The following is a 14,682-nucleotide window of genomic DNA, read 5'->3' as shown; positions in this document are numbered from 1 at the left end:
GCGCTCGTCCACCATGGCGGGATCGGCACCGTGGCGCTGGCGCTGAAGGCCGGCGTACCGCAGGTGGAAGCGCTGGAGATGAGGCCATGGATCTCGCCGCGTGAAGGGCCAGCGGGGTATCGGCTCAGACGAGCGGCGTGCAACGCGTCGGGGTATCGCGCGACGAAGCGCCGAGGCGTGCCAAGCCGGATCACACGGAGGCGCGACCGCGCCTGGGACCTTGCGCGCGAGCACACCATCGGCATCGACCTGCGGCGCGCGAGCGTTTCGCTGACGGAGGTCCAATGACAGCGGACAGGGACGGTGGACAAGAACGGCGGGCCCTGATCGTCGGCGCCTCACGCGGCCTCGGCCTGGGCATCGTCGCACGCCTGCTGGAGCGGGACTGGCACGTCACCGCGACCGTTCGTCGGCCATCCGCCGCCCTGACCGACGTTGCCGCACGCGCCGCACGTCTGCGCATCGTGACGGACCTCGACATCGACGACGATGCCGCCGTCGCTGCCCTGTGGAGCAGCCTCAAGGCAGAGGCGCCGTTCGACATGGTCTTCGTCGTGGCGGGCGTGGCCACGCAGGCCGGAACTCCGGCGGGTCAGATGCCGCGCGACGTAGCGGGGCGCGTGTTTCAGACGAACGCGATCAGCCCCATCCGCTTCGCCGAGACGTTCCGCAAGCGCGTCGCACCGGGTGGGCTGATCGTCCTGATGACGTCCAAGCTGGGCAGCGTCTCGCTCAACCAGGGTGGCGGCTGGAGCAGCTACCGGGCGAGCAAGGCCGCCTTGAACACCCTGGCACGCTCGTTCGCCGGGCAGTACGCGACGGCGGATTGGGGCGTCGTTCTCATGCATCCGGGCTGGGTGCGGACCGACCTTGGCGGACGGCGCGCCACCCTCGATGTCGAGACGAGTGTCCGCGGCATGGTCGCTGTACTGGAAGGTCGCCTTGATCAGGGACCCAAGGATGGCTGCGCCTTCCTGGACTATCAGGGTCAGACCGTACCCTGGTGACACGAGGTCACGAGGAGCGTGCCGTTGCCGTCGGGCGCGCGTCTTCATCTCGGAGCTTGATGTCGTCCTCGGGAATTGGTCGGCCCACGTCTGCCCCCGACCGCTCGCAGCACCGCGAAGCCGAACGCCTCCCGCCTGGGTTGCTTGAAGGCTTCTTCAAGGGTACAGCTGGCGTCCGTCACCGCTTCGCGGTGATGACATTCGATCCTGCGCGCAGTGCCATTTGATTTTGCGCCTACGCGTCGCTGCCGCGCGGAACCTGCCCCAATCCTGGTATCCAGGCGGATTGAAACCCGTGCCCGAGCAGACCCCGCAGCGCTCCTGTCGATAGCCGTCTTCAAGGAACCATGAATTCGCCAAGACGACTCGGGCATGGCCATCACAGCATGGACACTTCGGCTTGGCTTTCTCCGCGCTCATACCCGCCCCTCTCGCTCTGCTGGGAGCCGAGACGGATCGCCGAGCGGGGATCGGGGCCGGAGAGGGCGGAGATCGCGCGCGGATGTCGCGCGGGGGGGGTAGGGCGGTTGTTCCGCTAAGTTACCATGAGCGCACAGAGGGTCTTGGCGGAAGGGGTGGGATTCGAACCCACGGTAGGCTTGCACCCACGGCGGTTTTCAAGACCGCTGCCTTAAACCACTCGGCCACCCTTCCAAACCGTTGCGGCCCTTGACGAATTTGCCTTTCAACGAGAGGCGTTGAATTCGCTGTTTGCCACCGCTTTGCTACCCTTCCAGCCGGCGAGCTTCTCTATGACCGCCCTGAGCGCAGCGTCAACCTTGGCCGCTGCATCCTCCTGCATCCCCGGCAGCAATGGGGGAGTAGAAGTCCAACGTGATGCCGACGCTCGAATGTTCAAGGCGTTCCGGCGCGATCTTCGGATGGACACCGCTCGCCAGAAGCTGTGCCGCGGGGCCGTCTAGATCGACGCCTAACCAAATTTCAACAAGGTCGCTCACGACACTCCCATTGAAAGTCTTGTTCCATCCCAAAACATATTTGCCGTTCTAGCGACATGACCAACACCGAAGTGTGTACTGGATATGGCCGGCGCGTCCAGTTCATTGATGAGACAGAGCTTGAGTTCCATCTGCATCTTGGAAGCGTCGGCTTCCGCCTTCCGGACCGCAGAGACGATCGCGTCACCCCATTCGGGCTCCGGGAGTGTCGTGCAGTCCACCCTGATTGCCGGCGCGTCGACGTTCCATGGTCTGGTGAAGTCATCAATGAGCACGGGTATTGCCCCAGAGTAGGACGCCTCCCAGCGACGCACGCTCGACGGGCCGAGCCCGCGCGGGCAAAGTGCGAACTTCGACTGCGCCATGGTTTCGGAGTAGCTCTGAGCCATACTATTTCGAGCTTCTTGGTCTGTGTTGTCCCACCATTGAGCCTCCCGGATCAGGAAGTCCGGCTGCTCCTGAACGTCTTGCGAGAAAATGGCTCGACGTGTTTGGTGTGTCCTTCGATCGCCGATGAAGCAGGCTGTGTAGCGCCGCTCGTTGGATGGAAGCCAGCCCGGAGCCAGGTGCGGACCGTAGACGCCGTTATTCCATCCGTAACTGCAGCCGAATGGTGGGGGGCTCGCCACTTGGAAAACGAGAGAATTCTTTGGCAAGAGAGGTGGCAGCGCCCAATCGTCAGTCCAAAGCAGGATGGATGACTTCCCCTGGCTAGAGAGCCAATTCAGCAATGCAAAAATCTCGACATGATCTGCACCCCCGAATGCTTCACATACATATACATCTGGATCTTTTTCTGAATAATCCGGGACCGTCTTGACCCAATGGCTGTGTGATAACGCTCCCATCGTCTTTTCTGACAAGAAAAGATTGATGCTTTGTAGGTTCAGGATAGGCGCTAGCGTGAATTTGAATCGAGGGATCATCTGCATTAACCCTGGCGTATAAAGGACGCTGACACGTGGATGACGTGCTTCAGGCGGTAACCTTGCCCCGCAAGGTAGGCGACGCTGGGGTGGGCTCCGGCATTCATGAGATCCTGCCCGTCTCCCTCCACGATCAGGATATCCGGTTTGAACCGCTCCGAATCGTTCCCCTTGAGGACTTGAAAATCGGCGCCCTCTACATCGACCGACAAGCAATCGATTTGCCGATGTGGAGAAACGTGGTCGGATAGCACATCCTGCAACCGCCGCGGCGTGATCTGCTTGCTAGAAACTATAGGACGTTGCAAGGAATACTTCGACGATTTCTGGTCAGAGGTTCTTTTGACAGCCGCCTCGCTGAACCAATTGAATTTTAGGGCATCGACCTTGTGCGATAAAAGCGTAGATATGCTGATATTCTCTGAGCGAGCAAGCTTAAATACTTCAATAATATTTTTATCATCTTCTCTGTTTATCGCGCGCCAGCCGCGCTTATAAGAAAGCTGCGTATTAGAGAAGCGCTGAGAATCATGAGCGACAATATCGAAATAAAAGCCCGGCTTCCGATGGTCGCAAAAAATCAGATCCATAACCAAGTCTTCGCCGAACTGCGAATACAACAGATAAGCGTTCTCACTCAACGCTAGATTGATAATAGATCGCGCGGGTCGGAAATCATCGCCTACAAGCATTGCATCCCCATGTCGCGATGACTCGCGCAGCGATCAGCTTATCGGGCTTGTGCCTCAAGCCATGCGTGCTGCCAACCCCCTTCCGCGCCTATCGGCATAGCGACAATAACGCTTACGGATATCTAACCCTCGCAAAACTTGCCGAATTCCCCGCGCGGCGGAAGCGTCTCTCCGGCCGGAGGCGCGGCAGCGTCGATCTTGGCGCCCGCATCCTCCTGATATTCCGGCAACGCATGGGTGCAGCGTGGCAGGTTGAGCGCGGTGCCGATGACGGCGGGATGCCACGGAGACCGCGGCGCAGGAGCCGGCCGACGCAAGAACCGGTCACCGTCCGGAACGGTCATTTACTGCGGCCGTCGAGATGGGAACGTTGTCAGGCCCGCCCCCCGGCAAGCGTTCCGGCTCCGTGGCCCTCGGCCGCGGTTCATCTCTCCGTAGTCGGGCGCGCGGATTTAGCAGCAACAGTATGATACAAATCCGCGGCAATCTGGCCCCGGTTCTTCGGGATCGGGTTCTCTCCTCCCTGCGTTTCTGCGGCGGACTGATCGGATAGGAGATGATCTCGATGAAGCGTCTTGCTCTTGCCTCGACGGCACTCGTTGCCGCACTGGCGTTCATGCCGGCCGGCGCTGACGCCCGCGGCTTCGGTGGCGGCGGCTTCCGCGGCGGTGGTTTCGGCGGTGGTTTCCGTGGCGCAGGGTTTCGCGGCGGCTACGGACGCGGCTTCTACGGCCGCGGCTACGGTTACCGCGGCTACGGCTACGGTCTTGGCGGCCTCGGTCTCGGCGTAGGTCTGGGCCTCGCGGCCGGCGGCCTCTACGGCGGTTACGGCTACGATTACCCTGGCTACGGCTACGGCTATGCGCCGGTTGGCTACTACGGTGGTCCTTACGGCTACGGCTACCGCAGGCCGATCTACCGCTACGGCTACGGTCCGTACGGCTACTGAAGGCAGCAGGTTCTGGAGCGCTCTTCGAGTGGGCGCCCGTTCGTCGCCAGAGAGCGCGACGAAACAAGGACCCAGAGGCGTGACCCGATCCAACGTGATCGGGCACGACCCTAAAAGCCAATCACGACAAGCCCGCCCAACCGCCGCCGTCAGTCGAGCGACGGGCATGAGTCGGACGTCGCGAGACGAAGCCTGAGCCTCCACCGCTCAACGTGAACGTCGCCCTGCCGCGGATTGCTGCGCGGCGGGGCCTTTTGCTGCCCAATCCGGTTGGAGCCGTTCCGGCGCGATCGAGGCGCAGGCCGCCACGATCCGGAATCCGTGTTCGATCCGCGCGGCGTGGCTCAGCGATCCGAACCAGGGGTTGTCCCACCATAGGCCCGCGAGCGATCCACGGACGGGGGCGCCGTCCCGCACCGCACCCTGGCCATCGGCGTGGCGGTTCCCTCCGGAAGGTCGATCTTGCCTGCTCGCTGACAGGGGCTTGGTCGCGCGGGCGCGTTCCGCTTCAACGCCGGGGAATGATCGGGCGCCGGGCGGGCGCCGCCAAGCCGATCCGTCGACGGAGGGCGCCCACCCACGGCACCTATCCTTGCTCGACGGATCGCATCGTCACCGCTCCATCACGGAGGTCGACCGCCTCAACCCGCGGGCCCCGTACCGCGTCGTCCTGCTGCTCCCACGCGTCGAGCGCTCCGTTGGCCGCGGCCACGATGGCCTGCGCCGAGCCGCCCATCTGCGGTCGGATCGCCTCGACCAGCCGCGTGAGCACCGTCTGCTCCGCCAGCGGCTCGGCCGGCCGCGTCGCCATCCGTGCGAAGCTCGCATAGACGTTCTCGGCGATCGTGCGGGCGGCCTTGTCGATGTCGGGCGTGTCCTGCTGCATCTGATCGTTCTCCGGTTGCGAGGGCATCGCCCCTCTGTGCCGGAAGCCTCGGAGCGCCACCAGGCCCCTGAGCGGCCCGCGCGTGTGGAGGCGCGAGCCGATCCGTCACGCGGGCTACCGACGAGGATGATGAGCTGGGATGCCGGCTCCGACGTCGCCGCACGGCGTGAGCGGCCGCAACGCCCTTGGCAAGGACTTTTCCTGCGCAAGGCTTGATCGCGTCGGCGATCCCGGGGGGCGGGACGAAGCCGTAGTGGCTCCGCGCGGGCGAGATCCTGAGTCGATAAGTCTTGCGAGGCAGGGCGCCCGGCCCTCTGGCCCAGCCGAGGACCGGATGTGTCGGCACGCGTCCGCTCGTCGGATCGCGGCCGTGGTTCGGGTCGCAGCCGGGACCGGAGCGGGCGCTCGGCAGATCGGTTCAGTTCGCGAGGCGCGCGAGCCGGTCGAGGAGGGCGCGGTCGTGGAGAACGGCCATGCGCTCCTTGGGCGAGAGCCACGCGCGGGTCTCTTCGATCGTCTCCGCCTCGACGACCTTGGCCTGGGCAAGCGCGTGGTCGTGGTCGATCCGGCCGCGCGGGCGCGGCGCAGCGGCGGGCAGCATCCGGGCGTGGGCCTCGGCCAGCGCCGTGTCGGCGTGGAGGGCGGCCAGCGCGTCCGCCGCGTCCAGGCCGCGCTCGGCGTTGCGGGCGGCGAGGCACCCGGCGCGGGCCGCGATGGCCGGCGGATCGCGCTCCTCCGGGGTCACCAGCAGGCCGCGGCGGCGCAGGGCGAGGCCGAGCGCCAGTTGGCCGCTCGCCCAGGAGATCGGGATCGCCAGCACGAGGCCGAGGATCGTCGGCGACATCCACAGGAACAGCGAGGTGGCGATGGCGAAGGCGGCCACCCCGGAGACCAGCCCGAGGGCCGTGTGCCAGCGGTGGCGGCGCACGATGTCGGGGAGCGGGATCGAGCCGTCGTCGCGCCGCTGCGGGTTCCAGCCGGTGTCGCGGCCGAGCAGGATGCCGAAGACCGAGCCCGACTGGATCAGCATCGCAATCGGCGCGATGAGCGCCGAGAGCAGGATCTCGATGAGGCAGGAGAGCACCAGCCGGCCGGCGCCGCCGCAGGCCCGGCGCACGGGCGTGTCGATGAGCGCGAGGGCAAGTCCCAAAAATTTCGGGGCGAGCAGGATGCCCATGGTGAGCCCGAAGAGCTGGAGCGCGCGCACCGGATCGAAGCGCGGGAAGACGGGGTAGAGCCCGAACTCGCTGGTGAAGTACTCGGGGCGGACGTAGGCCGTTTGCAGCACCAGCGCGATGCCGACCACGAGTTGGCACAGCCAGAACGGCGAGGCCATGTAGCCGGCGATCCCGGTGGCGAAGTGCTGGCGCGAGGCGAGGCTGAGGCCCGCCGCCCCGATGATCCGGGCGTGCTGGAGATTGCCCTGCGCCCAGCGCCGGTCGCGCACCGCCACGTCGATCAGCGAGGGCGGACTCTCCTCGTAGGAGCCGGGCAGCGTCGGCAGCATGGTGACCGCCCAGCCGGCACGCCGCATCAGCGCCGCCTCGACGAAGTCGTGGCTGAGCACGTGGCCGCCGAAGGGCGGTCTGCCGGGCAGATCCGGCAGGCCGCAGGATTCGGCGAACGCCCGCGTCCGGATGATCGCGTTGTGGCCCCAGTAGTTGCCGTCGCGGCCCGACCAGTGGCTCAAGCCCGTGGCGATGACCGGCCCGTAGATCCGGGCGGCGAACTGCTGCACGCGGGCAAACAGCGTGTTGCGGTTGATGATGAGCGGAAGCGTCTGGATGATGCCGGCATCCGGGTCCGCCTCCATCGCGCCGGCCAAGCGCACCACGGCCTCGCCGGTCATCAGGCTGTCGGCGTCGAGGACCAGCACGTGGTCGTAGGCAGCGCCCCAGCGGGCGACGAAGTCGCCGATGTTGCCGGCCTTGCGGTGGTGGTTCTTCGGCCGGTGGCGGTAGTACAGGCGCGCGTCCGCGCCGAGCTCGGCGCGCAGGGCCAGGAAGGCGCGCTCCTCGGCGATCCAGGCGTCGGGTTGGGTCGAGTCCGAGAGCACGAACCAGTCGAACCGCTCGCCGAGGCCGGTGGCGTCGACGGCCTCGCGCATCGCCTCGAGCCCCGCGAAGGTGCGGGCGGTGCCCTCGTTGTAGACCGGCATCAGGATGGCGGTGCGGGTGGCGAGCCGCGCCGGCACCGGCGGCAGGTGCGGGCGGGCGAGCAGCACGGCAAAGCCCACCACCGCGCTGGTGAAGGCCAGCGCGATCCAGGAGAAGGTCAGCAGGAACAGCGCGACGAGGACGGACTGCAGGGCGGTCGGGCTGCCCGAGACCGAGACGGTCTCGTACATCTGCAGGCCGCCGTAGGCCGCGAGCAGCGCCGCCCCGCCGAAGACGAGGAGCCGGGCGAGCCAGGGACGCGGATGGCGCCGGGCCGGCCGGTGCCCGGCGGCGGGGTCCCAGGCGGAGAGGTCCTGGACCGGCATCGCCAGCGGCGCCTCGGCCGGCATCGCCGCGGCGAAGTCGCAGGCGGCGTCGCCGACGGGCTCGATCGGGCGGCGGGCGGCGGAAGCGTCGGGGCGCATGGTGGAAAATCCTTCGTTCAGATCTCACCGGTCCCGACGGGCCGGGATCGACGGGGTTGGGCGCGCGGCGTCGTCAGGGCGTCCAGCGGTAGAGCCACGTCTCGGTCACCGCACGGTCGCCGCGCCGGAGGACGAGGCGCAGCTCGCTCGCGCGCTCGCTCCCCGGATCGAGTTCGAAGGCGACCCGCACGGTCCTGCGCTCGGGGTCGCCGAACACCTGCTGGCGGGTGATCGTCCCGGGGTCCGCGGTGAGCGCGATGTCGAGCGGCCCGTCCGCGAGGCCCTCGCCGGTGAAGTCCACCAGGAACAGGCGCCGCGTGCCGGAGCTGCCGCGCCCGCTGCGGGTTCCCGTCACCGTCGCGACGGGGGTCGGCGCCGGCGGCTGCCAGCACCAGTGCTGACGGTAGCGGAACGTCGTCTCGGCCCCGGCCGCGAGCGCGGCCTTCGGGCGCCAGTACGCCAGGACGTTCTCGTTGAACTCGGAGTCGCTCGGGATCTCCAGGAGGGTCACCGCGCCCGCGCCCCAATCGTCCCCCGGCTCCAGCCAGAGGCAGGGGCGCCGCTCCCAGTGCTGCACGTCGTCCTCGAACGCGTCCCGAGCGCGCGCCCGCTGCATCAGCCCGAACCCCTTCGGTCCCGCGTCGACGAAGGAGGAGATCTGCAGGGTGTCGGGGTTGTGCACCGGCCGCCAGATCGCCTCGCCGGCGCCGTTGCGGATCTGCAGGCCGTCGGCGGAGAAGGCTGCGGACCGCGCGTCGTCGACGCGGCGCCGGTCCGCCGGGCCGAACAGGTAGCTCGCCTGCATGCCCCCGAGACCCAGGTGGTCGATGTCCTTGCGGGCGAAGACCGTCGCCGTGATCTCGGCGGTGGAGGCGTCGGTGCCGGGCGTCAGGCTCATGCGCAGCGCGCCGGAGGCGGATTCGGAATCGATTAGCGCGTGCAGGACGATCGGGCCGCCGGCCGAGGGGGCTTGCGGGGGCCGCTCCAGGGGGCGCTCGATGAAGACGGCGCGGAGCAGCGGGAATTCCTCGCCGCGGTCGTCGGCCGGGCGCAGCGTCAGCGCACGGGCGTTGATGCCGAAGTTCTGACCCGCGGCGACCAGCCGGAAGAACGAGGCGCCCTGGAACACCGCGAAGTCGGAGAGGTCCGCCCCGGTCGCGAAGCGGGCGCGCAGGCGGAAGCCGGAGAAGCCCGGATCCTCGGAGAACGCGGGCAGGGCGAAGCCCCCGGTCTCGAAGCGCGCCGGATCGTAGGGGACCGGGCGCAGGCGGCCGTCCTCGACCAGGAACAGCGCGACGCGCTCCGTGAAGATCGCGCCGCGGTGCAGCGGTTCGAGGGTGAACCCGAGATCGTCGCCCTCCCAGATCGCCGCGCCGGGCTTGACCCGGACGGCGCCGTACTGCTCGCGGCTGAGCGCCTTGAGCGAGGCGGGCAGATCGTCGGTGCGCGGCGCCGCGTACGGGCGCTTGGCCAGCGCGCGGGCGAGTTCGACCACGGTGCCCGCGTCGAAGGCCGCGCCGGCGGCCGGCAGGGCAGGGGCATCGTCGGCGCGGGACAGTCCGGCACCCGCGAGCACCCCCCCCACGGTGCCGAGCAGCACGGTGCGGCGGGTGTGATCCCGCGATCCGGGGAGACCGGGATCGCGGGCGGCGTCGGCGGGGGGCAGATCGGTCGGCAGCGTCATGCGCCTTCATGCACGGGGCTGGTCGGGACGCCCCGAAATGGTTCGTTACACGGGCCTCATGTACCATCCCCGCGCCTGAACCCGTCCTTAAGGGCGTTGGAGCCGTGCGTTTTCCACGCGGTGCGTGATCCTTGCCGTGCCTGATCGCCGAACCGCGCTCAGGCTCGACACGACCGTCGCCGGTTTTGCGCATCGCGCGCCATCGGCTAATCCGGCGCCGACGCGGCGCGGTCGGGCACACCATCGGAGACCGGCGCCCGGGGAATCGTGATGACTCCATCTGAGAGCAATCCCTGCCCGCGGGCGCTGACGGCGATCGTGCTGGCGGCGGGCAAGGGCACGCGGATGCGTTCCGACCTGCCGAAGGTGCTGCACCGGCTCGCCGGCCGGAGCATGCTCGGCCACGTGCTCGCCGCCGTCCAGGCGGCGGGTGCAGCCCGCATCGCCGTGGTGGCCGAGCCCGGCCGCGACGACGTCGCCCGGGAGATCGCTGCGCAGGCGCCGGGTTCGGCGGTCTTCCCGCAGGTCGAGCGCCTCGGCACGGCGCACGCGGTGCTGGCGGCCCGTGCCATGCTGGGCGCGGGCGACGACGTGATCGTCGCCTTCGGCGACACCCCGCTGATCACGGCCGAGACGCTGACGCGCCTGCGGGCGCCGTTGGCTGAGGGCGCCGCGGTGGCCGTGCTCGCCTTCGAGTCCGCGCACCCGACCGGCTACGGCCGGGTGCTGACGGACGGTACGCGCGTCCGCGCGATCCGCGAGGAGAAGGACGCGAGCCCCGAGGAGCGCCGCGTGACCCTGTGCAATGCCGGGCTGATGGCGCTGGCGGGCCCCCACGCGCTGGCGCTTCTCACGCGGATCGGCAACGACAACGCGGCCGGCGAGTACTACCTGCCCGACGCCGTGGCGCTGGCGGTGGGCGACGGCCTGCCCGTCGCGGTGGTGCCGGTGGCGGAAGAGGAGGCGCAAGGGGTCAACGACCGGGTGCAGCTCGGGGTGGCCGAGGCCGCGATCCAGGCGCGCCTGCGCCGCGGCGCGCAGCTCGGCGGGGCGACGCTGATCGCGCCCGAGACGGTCTTCCTCAGCCACGACACGATCCTGGGCCGCGACGTGCTGGTGGAGCCGCACGTGGTGTTCGACACCGGCGTGCGGATCGACGAGGCTTGCGTCGTCCACGCCTTCTGCCACCTCAAGGACGTGCGCCTGGAGGCGGGCGCCGGCGTCGGCCCGTTCGCGCGGCTGCGCGGCGGAGCGGTGCTGGAGGCCGGCGCCACGATCGGCAACTTCGTCGAGTTGAAGAACGCGCGGCTCGGCCCCGGCGCCAAGGCCGCGCACCTGACCTATCTCGGCGACGCCGAGGTCGGGGCGGCGGCCAACGTCGGGGCCGGCACGATCACCTGCAACTACGACGGCGTCTCCAAGCATCGCACGTCGATCGGCGCGGGCGCCTTCATCGGCTCGAATTCGGCGCTCGTCGCCCCCGTCAGCATCGGCGCCGGCGCCTTCGTCGCCTCGGGCTCGGTGATCACCGAGGACGTGCCGGAGGGTGCGCTCGCCGTCGCCCGCGGACGGCAGGCGGTGAAGCCGGGCTGGGCCGCGGGCAAGCGGGCGGCACTGCGGGCTGCTCGCTCGGAGAAAAGCTAGCTCCGAAAGCCTTTCGCCTGAGCTTCTTGAAACCCTGAACAAAGGTGAGAGTCTGCTATCGTTCGGGGCGGACGAGGCGCAGCACGCCGAGAGGCCCATGGGAGCCGAACCCGAGCGGGTGCGGGCACCTCTACGGCACGCAGCCTGAGACCTTGGCCGATATGCCTTCGGGCTGGCACAGCCGCGTCCCGATCCGATACAACCCGTTTGGACTTCAACGCCTCCGACGAGGCTCCCGCGGGCCGGTCCGCCCCTTGCGCATCGCCTCGGGGCTCGAGCCAGAGCATCGCCATCGAGAGACAACCATCATGTGCGGCATCGTCGGCATCGTCGGGGGCGGAGCGGTCGCGGGTCCTCTGGTCGAGGCCCTGCGGCGGCTGGAATACCGCGGCTACGACTCGGCCGGCATCGCGACGCTCGAAGGCGGGCGGCTGGCGCGGCGGCGGGCCTCGGGCAAGCTCGCCAACCTGGAGGCGCGGCTGCGCGAGGAGCCGCTCGCCGGCGCGATCGGCATCGGCCACACCCGCTGGGCGACGCACGGGCGCCCGAACGAGGCCAACGCCCACCCTCACGCCACCGAGCGGCTGGCGGTGGTCCACAACGGCATCATCGAGAACTTCCGCGCGTTGAAGCGCGAGCTGGAGGCCGCGGGCGTCCGGTTCGAGAGCGAGACCGACACCGAGGTGGTGGCACAGCTCGTCAGCCACGCCATGGACCGGGGCCTCGGGCCGGTGGAAGCGGTGGCGGCATGCCTGCCGCGCCTGCGCGGCGCCTTCGCGCTGGGCTTCCTGTTCGCGGGATGCGAGGACCTGCTGATCGGTGCCCGCCACGGGGCGCCGCTCGCCGTCGGATACGGGCAGGGTGAGACCTATCTCGGCTCGGACGCGCTCGCGCTCGCGCCCTTCACCGACGCGCTCACCTACCTGGAGGAGGGCGACTGGGCCGTGCTCTCGCGCGCGGGCGCCGAGATCCGCGATATCCATGGAAACATCGTCGAACGGCAGCGCCAGAGGATCGCGACGCAGGCCTACCGGATCGACAAGGGCAACCACCGCCACTTCATGGCCAAGGAGATCCACGAGCAGCCGGAGGTGGTCGGCCGCACGCTCAGCCACTACGTCGACCTCGCCGCCGGCCGGGTGGCGCTGCCCGAGGCCCTGCCGTTCGACTTCGCCAAGCTGACCCGCCTCTCCATCACCGCCTGCGGCACCGCCTACTATGCCGGCCTCGTCGCCCGGTACTGGTTCGAGCAGATCGCGCGCTTGCCCGTCGACATCGACGTGGCCTCGGAGGCGCGCTACCGCGAGGCGCCGCTGGAGCACGGCGGGCTGACCCTCGTCATCTCGCAATCGGGCGAGACCGCCGACACGCTGGCCTCGCTCCGCTACGCCAAGTCTCAAGGGCAGCACACGCTCTGCGTCGTCAACGTGCCGACCTCGACGATCGCGCGGGAATCCTCCGTGGTGCTGCCGACCCTGGCCGGCCCCGAGATCGGGGTCGCCTCGACCAAAGCGTTCTCCTGCCAGCTCACCGTGCTGCTCTGCCTCGCCATCGCCGCGGGCCGCGCGCGGGGCACGATCGACGGGCGGGAAGAGCGCCGCCTCGTCGACGCGCTCATCACCGTGCCGGGCCTGATGGCCGACGCGCTCGGGCGCGAGGGCGAGATCGAGGGGCTGGCCCGCGAGATTTCGAAGGCACGCGACGTGCTCTACCTCGGGCGCGGCACCAGCTACCCGATGGCGCTGGAGGGCGCGCTGAAGCTCAAGGAGATCAGCTACATCCACGCGGAAGGGTACGCGGCGGGCGAGCTCAAGCACGGGCCGATCGCGCTGATCGACGAGAGCGTGCCGGTGATCGTCATCGCCCCCCACGACGCGGTGTTCGAGAAGACCGTGTCGAACATGCAGGAGGTGGCCGCCCGCGGCGGCCGGATCGTGCTGATCGGCGATGCCAAGGGCGCGGCCGAGCACGGCCTCGACACGATGGCGACGGTGACGATGCCCGACCTCGACGCGACGGTGGCGCCGATCGTCTACGCGGTGCCGATCCAGCTCGTGGCCTACCACACCGCCGTCTTCATGGGGAAGGATGTCGACCAGCCGCGCAACCTCGCCAAGTCGGTGACCGTCGAGTAGGCGCGATCGGCGCGATCCGGCGCGTGCATCCCGCATTCGAAGCGGACCGGGCCCGACGCCTTGCGCTGGAAGCGAGGCCAGCCTCGCGGATGGGACGCCGATACGACCAGCTTCATGAGACCCTTACGTCATCGCTGCAGCGTCCATCTCGTACCCTCACGCCAAAGGCCTCAGCTTCAGGCTGCGGTCCCATGACGGATCGCGCGGAACCCCTGCAAGACCATGTCGATCCCCATCCAGCCGGCCGCGATCGTGTCTCCCGCGCCGGATGTCCGGCCCAGCTTCATCGTCGGGCAGGACCCGCAGGGGCGCTGGGTCGCCGTCGAGACGCACGGGCTCGGCGGCGGCCTCTTCCGAAGCTGCAAGGACGCGATCCACTACGCGACGGCCGAGACGCACCGCAGGCCGGACGCGATCACGCTGTCGGCCGAGCGCGTCGAGTTCAGGATGTGACGGTTCTCCGCCCGCGAGGATTCCGGGCCGCGCCCGGAGCCCTCTGCCCCCCGGGAGACGCGCGGTCCGTCAGCGCTGCGCGACGTGGCCCCCGCGCATCGCGGCATACATCGCCGACGCGTCGCGCGCGCCGCGGATGAGCCGCGCGGTCTCGGCGTCCCTCAGGCGTCGCGACACGCACGCCAGGGCATTCAGTTGCGCGCCGTCGGAGTTGGTCGGAAGGAGGAGCAGGAAGACGATGTCGACCGGACGCTCGTCGATGGCCTCGAACGCCACCGGCGCGCGCAGGCGCGCCAGCAGCCCGAAGGGTCGGTTGACCTGATCCAGGCGCGCGTGCGGAATGGCGATACCGTCGCCGACGCCGGTCGAGCCCAGGGCCTCCCGGCGGCGCAGGGCGGACAGGACCCCCTGACCGTCGAGGGCGAGCGCCTCGCTCGCGCGTCGCGCGACCTCCTCCAGCACGATCGCCTTGGTGGAACCGCGCAAAGCCTGCAGCACGTGATCGGGGGAGAGCAGATCCGCGATCGTCATCGCGTCGGGCCGGGAGGGCTGATCGGGTCGGGCAACGGGTCTTCTCCGGTGAGGGGATCGCTCCGGCGATCCCGCCGGTTCTTCCACGTTTTCTTTCGGCCACGTTTTCTTGGGCACGTTTTCTTGGCCACGTTTTCCCGGGCACGTCGAGGCTACGGACGGTGGGTCTCGTCGGGCGCACGCAGGCGGTAGCCGACGCCGGTCTCGGTGAGGAGCAGGCGCGGGCGCTCGGGAT

General features: G+C 69.0%; 13 protein-coding genes, 1 tRNA gene and 1 pseudogene. 6 read left to right on the top strand and 9 right to left on the bottom strand.

Annotated features, from left to right (window positions below; translation table 11 throughout):
• The first annotated feature begins 30 nt into the window (after positions 1-30).
• Positions 31-288: a hypothetical protein gene (locus ACFE8Y_RS10155; RefSeq protein ID WP_375464266.1), complete on the top strand. Its 258-nt coding sequence runs from the start codon at positions 31-33 to the stop codon at positions 286-288.
• Positions 285-1,007 (top strand): SDR family NAD(P)-dependent oxidoreductase, encoded by a 723-nt coding sequence (locus ACFE8Y_RS10150; protein ID WP_375464265.1) that lies wholly within the window; start codon positions 285-287, stop codon positions 1,005-1,007. Before ACFE8Y_RS10155 ends, ACFE8Y_RS10150 begins: the two co-directional genes overlap by 4 nt.
• A gap of 564 nt (positions 1,008-1,571) precedes the next feature.
• On the opposite strand, the gene ACFE8Y_RS10145 is transcribed toward ACFE8Y_RS10150, so the two are convergent.
• The 4 genes from ACFE8Y_RS10145 to ACFE8Y_RS10130 form a co-directional block, all read right to left on the bottom strand.
• Positions 1,572-1,661: transfer RNA gene (locus tag ACFE8Y_RS10145), tRNA-Ser, on the bottom strand.
• Positions 1,662-1,780: 119 nt separating this feature from the next.
• Complete coding sequence (locus tag ACFE8Y_RS10140; protein WP_375464264.1) at positions 1,781-1,966, bottom strand: hypothetical protein; 186 nt, start codon at positions 1,964-1,966, stop codon at positions 1,781-1,783.
• On the bottom strand, positions 1,963-2,892 hold the full coding sequence (locus tag ACFE8Y_RS10135; RefSeq protein ID WP_375464263.1) for an exostosin family protein: 930 nt from the start codon (positions 2,890-2,892) through the stop codon (positions 1,963-1,965). The genes ACFE8Y_RS10140 and ACFE8Y_RS10135 overlap by 4 nt, the downstream gene beginning before the upstream one ends.
• A 5-nt stretch (positions 2,893-2,897) precedes the next feature.
• Positions 2,898-3,533: an FkbM family methyltransferase gene (locus ACFE8Y_RS10130; RefSeq protein ID WP_375464262.1), complete on the bottom strand. Its 636-nt coding sequence runs from the start codon at positions 3,531-3,533 to the stop codon at positions 2,898-2,900.
• Positions 3,534-4,149: 616 nt separating this feature from the next.
• Here ACFE8Y_RS10130 and ACFE8Y_RS10125 point away from each other — a divergent pair.
• Complete coding sequence (locus tag ACFE8Y_RS10125) at positions 4,150-4,533, top strand: hypothetical protein (protein WP_375464261.1); 384 nt, start codon at positions 4,150-4,152, stop codon at positions 4,531-4,533.
• A gap of 586 nt (positions 4,534-5,119) precedes the next feature.
• Here ACFE8Y_RS10125 and ACFE8Y_RS10120 read toward each other — a convergent pair.
• The 3 genes from ACFE8Y_RS10120 to ACFE8Y_RS10110 all read right to left on the bottom strand — a co-directional run bounded on the left by ACFE8Y_RS10120 (position 5,120) and on the right by ACFE8Y_RS10110 (position 9,684).
• Positions 5,120-5,419 carry a hypothetical protein gene (locus ACFE8Y_RS10120; protein ID WP_375464260.1) on the bottom strand — a complete coding sequence of 100 codons (300 nt, stop codon included), beginning with the start codon at positions 5,417-5,419 and terminating at the stop codon, positions 5,120-5,122.
• Between the two features lie 418 nt (positions 5,420-5,837).
• Positions 5,838-7,925 (bottom strand): glucans biosynthesis glucosyltransferase MdoH, encoded by a 2,088-nt coding sequence (gene mdoH / locus ACFE8Y_RS10115; protein WP_375464286.1) that lies wholly within the window; start codon positions 7,923-7,925, stop codon positions 5,838-5,840.
• 148 nt (positions 7,926-8,073) lie between these two features.
• Positions 8,074-9,684, bottom strand: a complete 1,611-nt coding sequence (locus ACFE8Y_RS10110) for a glucan biosynthesis protein (protein ID WP_375464259.1) — start codon at positions 9,682-9,684, stop codon at positions 8,074-8,076.
• 270 nt (positions 9,685-9,954) lie between these two features.
• Here ACFE8Y_RS10110 and glmU point away from each other — a divergent pair, with 270 nt between their 5' ends.
• The 3 genes from glmU to ACFE8Y_RS10095 all read left to right on the top strand — a co-directional run bounded on the left by glmU (position 9,955) and on the right by ACFE8Y_RS10095 (position 13,916).
• Complete coding sequence (gene glmU, locus ACFE8Y_RS10105; protein WP_375464258.1) at positions 9,955-11,328, top strand: bifunctional UDP-N-acetylglucosamine diphosphorylase/glucosamine-1-phosphate N-acetyltransferase GlmU; 1,374 nt, start codon at positions 9,955-9,957, stop codon at positions 11,326-11,328.
• 308 nt (positions 11,329-11,636) lie between these two features.
• Positions 11,637-13,463 carry a glutamine--fructose-6-phosphate transaminase (isomerizing) gene (glmS, locus tag ACFE8Y_RS10100; RefSeq protein ID WP_375464257.1) on the top strand — a complete coding sequence of 609 codons (1,827 nt, stop codon included), beginning with the start codon at positions 11,637-11,639 and terminating at the stop codon, positions 13,461-13,463.
• A 222-nt stretch (positions 13,464-13,685) separates the two neighbouring features.
• Positions 13,686-13,916, top strand: coding sequence for a hypothetical protein (locus tag ACFE8Y_RS10095; RefSeq protein WP_375464256.1), 231 nt, complete (start codon positions 13,686-13,688; stop codon positions 13,914-13,916).
• A 69-nt stretch (positions 13,917-13,985) separates the two neighbouring features.
• Here the strand turns inward: ACFE8Y_RS10095 and ACFE8Y_RS10090 are convergent, their stop codons facing one another.
• Positions 13,986-14,447 carry a PTS sugar transporter subunit IIA gene (locus ACFE8Y_RS10090; protein WP_375464255.1) on the bottom strand — a complete coding sequence of 154 codons (462 nt, stop codon included), beginning with the start codon at positions 14,445-14,447 and terminating at the stop codon, positions 13,986-13,988.
• A 152-nt stretch (positions 14,448-14,599) separates the two neighbouring features.
• Positions 14,600-14,682 (bottom strand): annotated as a pseudogene (locus ACFE8Y_RS10085) (DNA-binding response regulator); the annotation flags it as partial.

Origin of the sequence: uncultured Methylobacterium sp. (genome assembly GCF_964242245.1) — a bacterium.
In the GTDB taxonomy this organism is placed as follows: domain Bacteria; phylum Pseudomonadota; class Alphaproteobacteria; order Rhizobiales; family Beijerinckiaceae; genus Methylobacterium.
This window is presented reverse-complemented; position numbering and strand designations above follow the sequence as displayed.

What these genes read in the sequence shown, in the direction of transcription:
- ACFE8Y_RS10150 (WP_375464265.1), top strand. Translation starts at nt 285, where the DNA reads ATGACAGCGGACAGGGACGGTGGACAAGAACGGCGGGCCCTGATCGTC.
- ACFE8Y_RS10135 (WP_375464263.1), bottom strand. Translation starts at nt 2,892, where the DNA reads ATGATCCCTCGATTCAAATTCACGCTAGCGCCTATCCTGAACCTACAA.
- ACFE8Y_RS10125 (WP_375464261.1), top strand. Translation starts at nt 4,150, where the DNA reads ATGAAGCGTCTTGCTCTTGCCTCGACGGCACTCGTTGCCGCACTGGCG.
- ACFE8Y_RS10120 (WP_375464260.1), bottom strand. Translation starts at nt 5,419, where the DNA reads ATGCAGCAGGACACGCCCGACATCGACAAGGCCGCCCGCACGATCGCC.
- mdoH (WP_375464286.1), bottom strand. Translation starts at nt 7,925, where the DNA reads ATGCCGGCCGAGGCGCCGCTGGCGATGCCGGTCCAGGACCTCTCCGCC.
- ACFE8Y_RS10110 (WP_375464259.1), bottom strand. Translation starts at nt 9,684, where the DNA reads ATGACGCTGCCGACCGATCTGCCCCCCGCCGACGCCGCCCGCGATCCC.
- glmU (WP_375464258.1), top strand. Translation starts at nt 9,955, where the DNA reads ATGACTCCATCTGAGAGCAATCCCTGCCCGCGGGCGCTGACGGCGATC.
- glmS (WP_375464257.1), top strand. Translation starts at nt 11,637, where the DNA reads ATGTGCGGCATCGTCGGCATCGTCGGGGGCGGAGCGGTCGCGGGTCCT.
- ACFE8Y_RS10095 (WP_375464256.1), top strand. Translation starts at nt 13,686, where the DNA reads ATGTCGATCCCCATCCAGCCGGCCGCGATCGTGTCTCCCGCGCCGGAT.
- ACFE8Y_RS10090 (WP_375464255.1), bottom strand. Translation starts at nt 14,447, where the DNA reads ATGACGATCGCGGATCTGCTCTCCCCCGATCACGTGCTGCAGGCTTTG.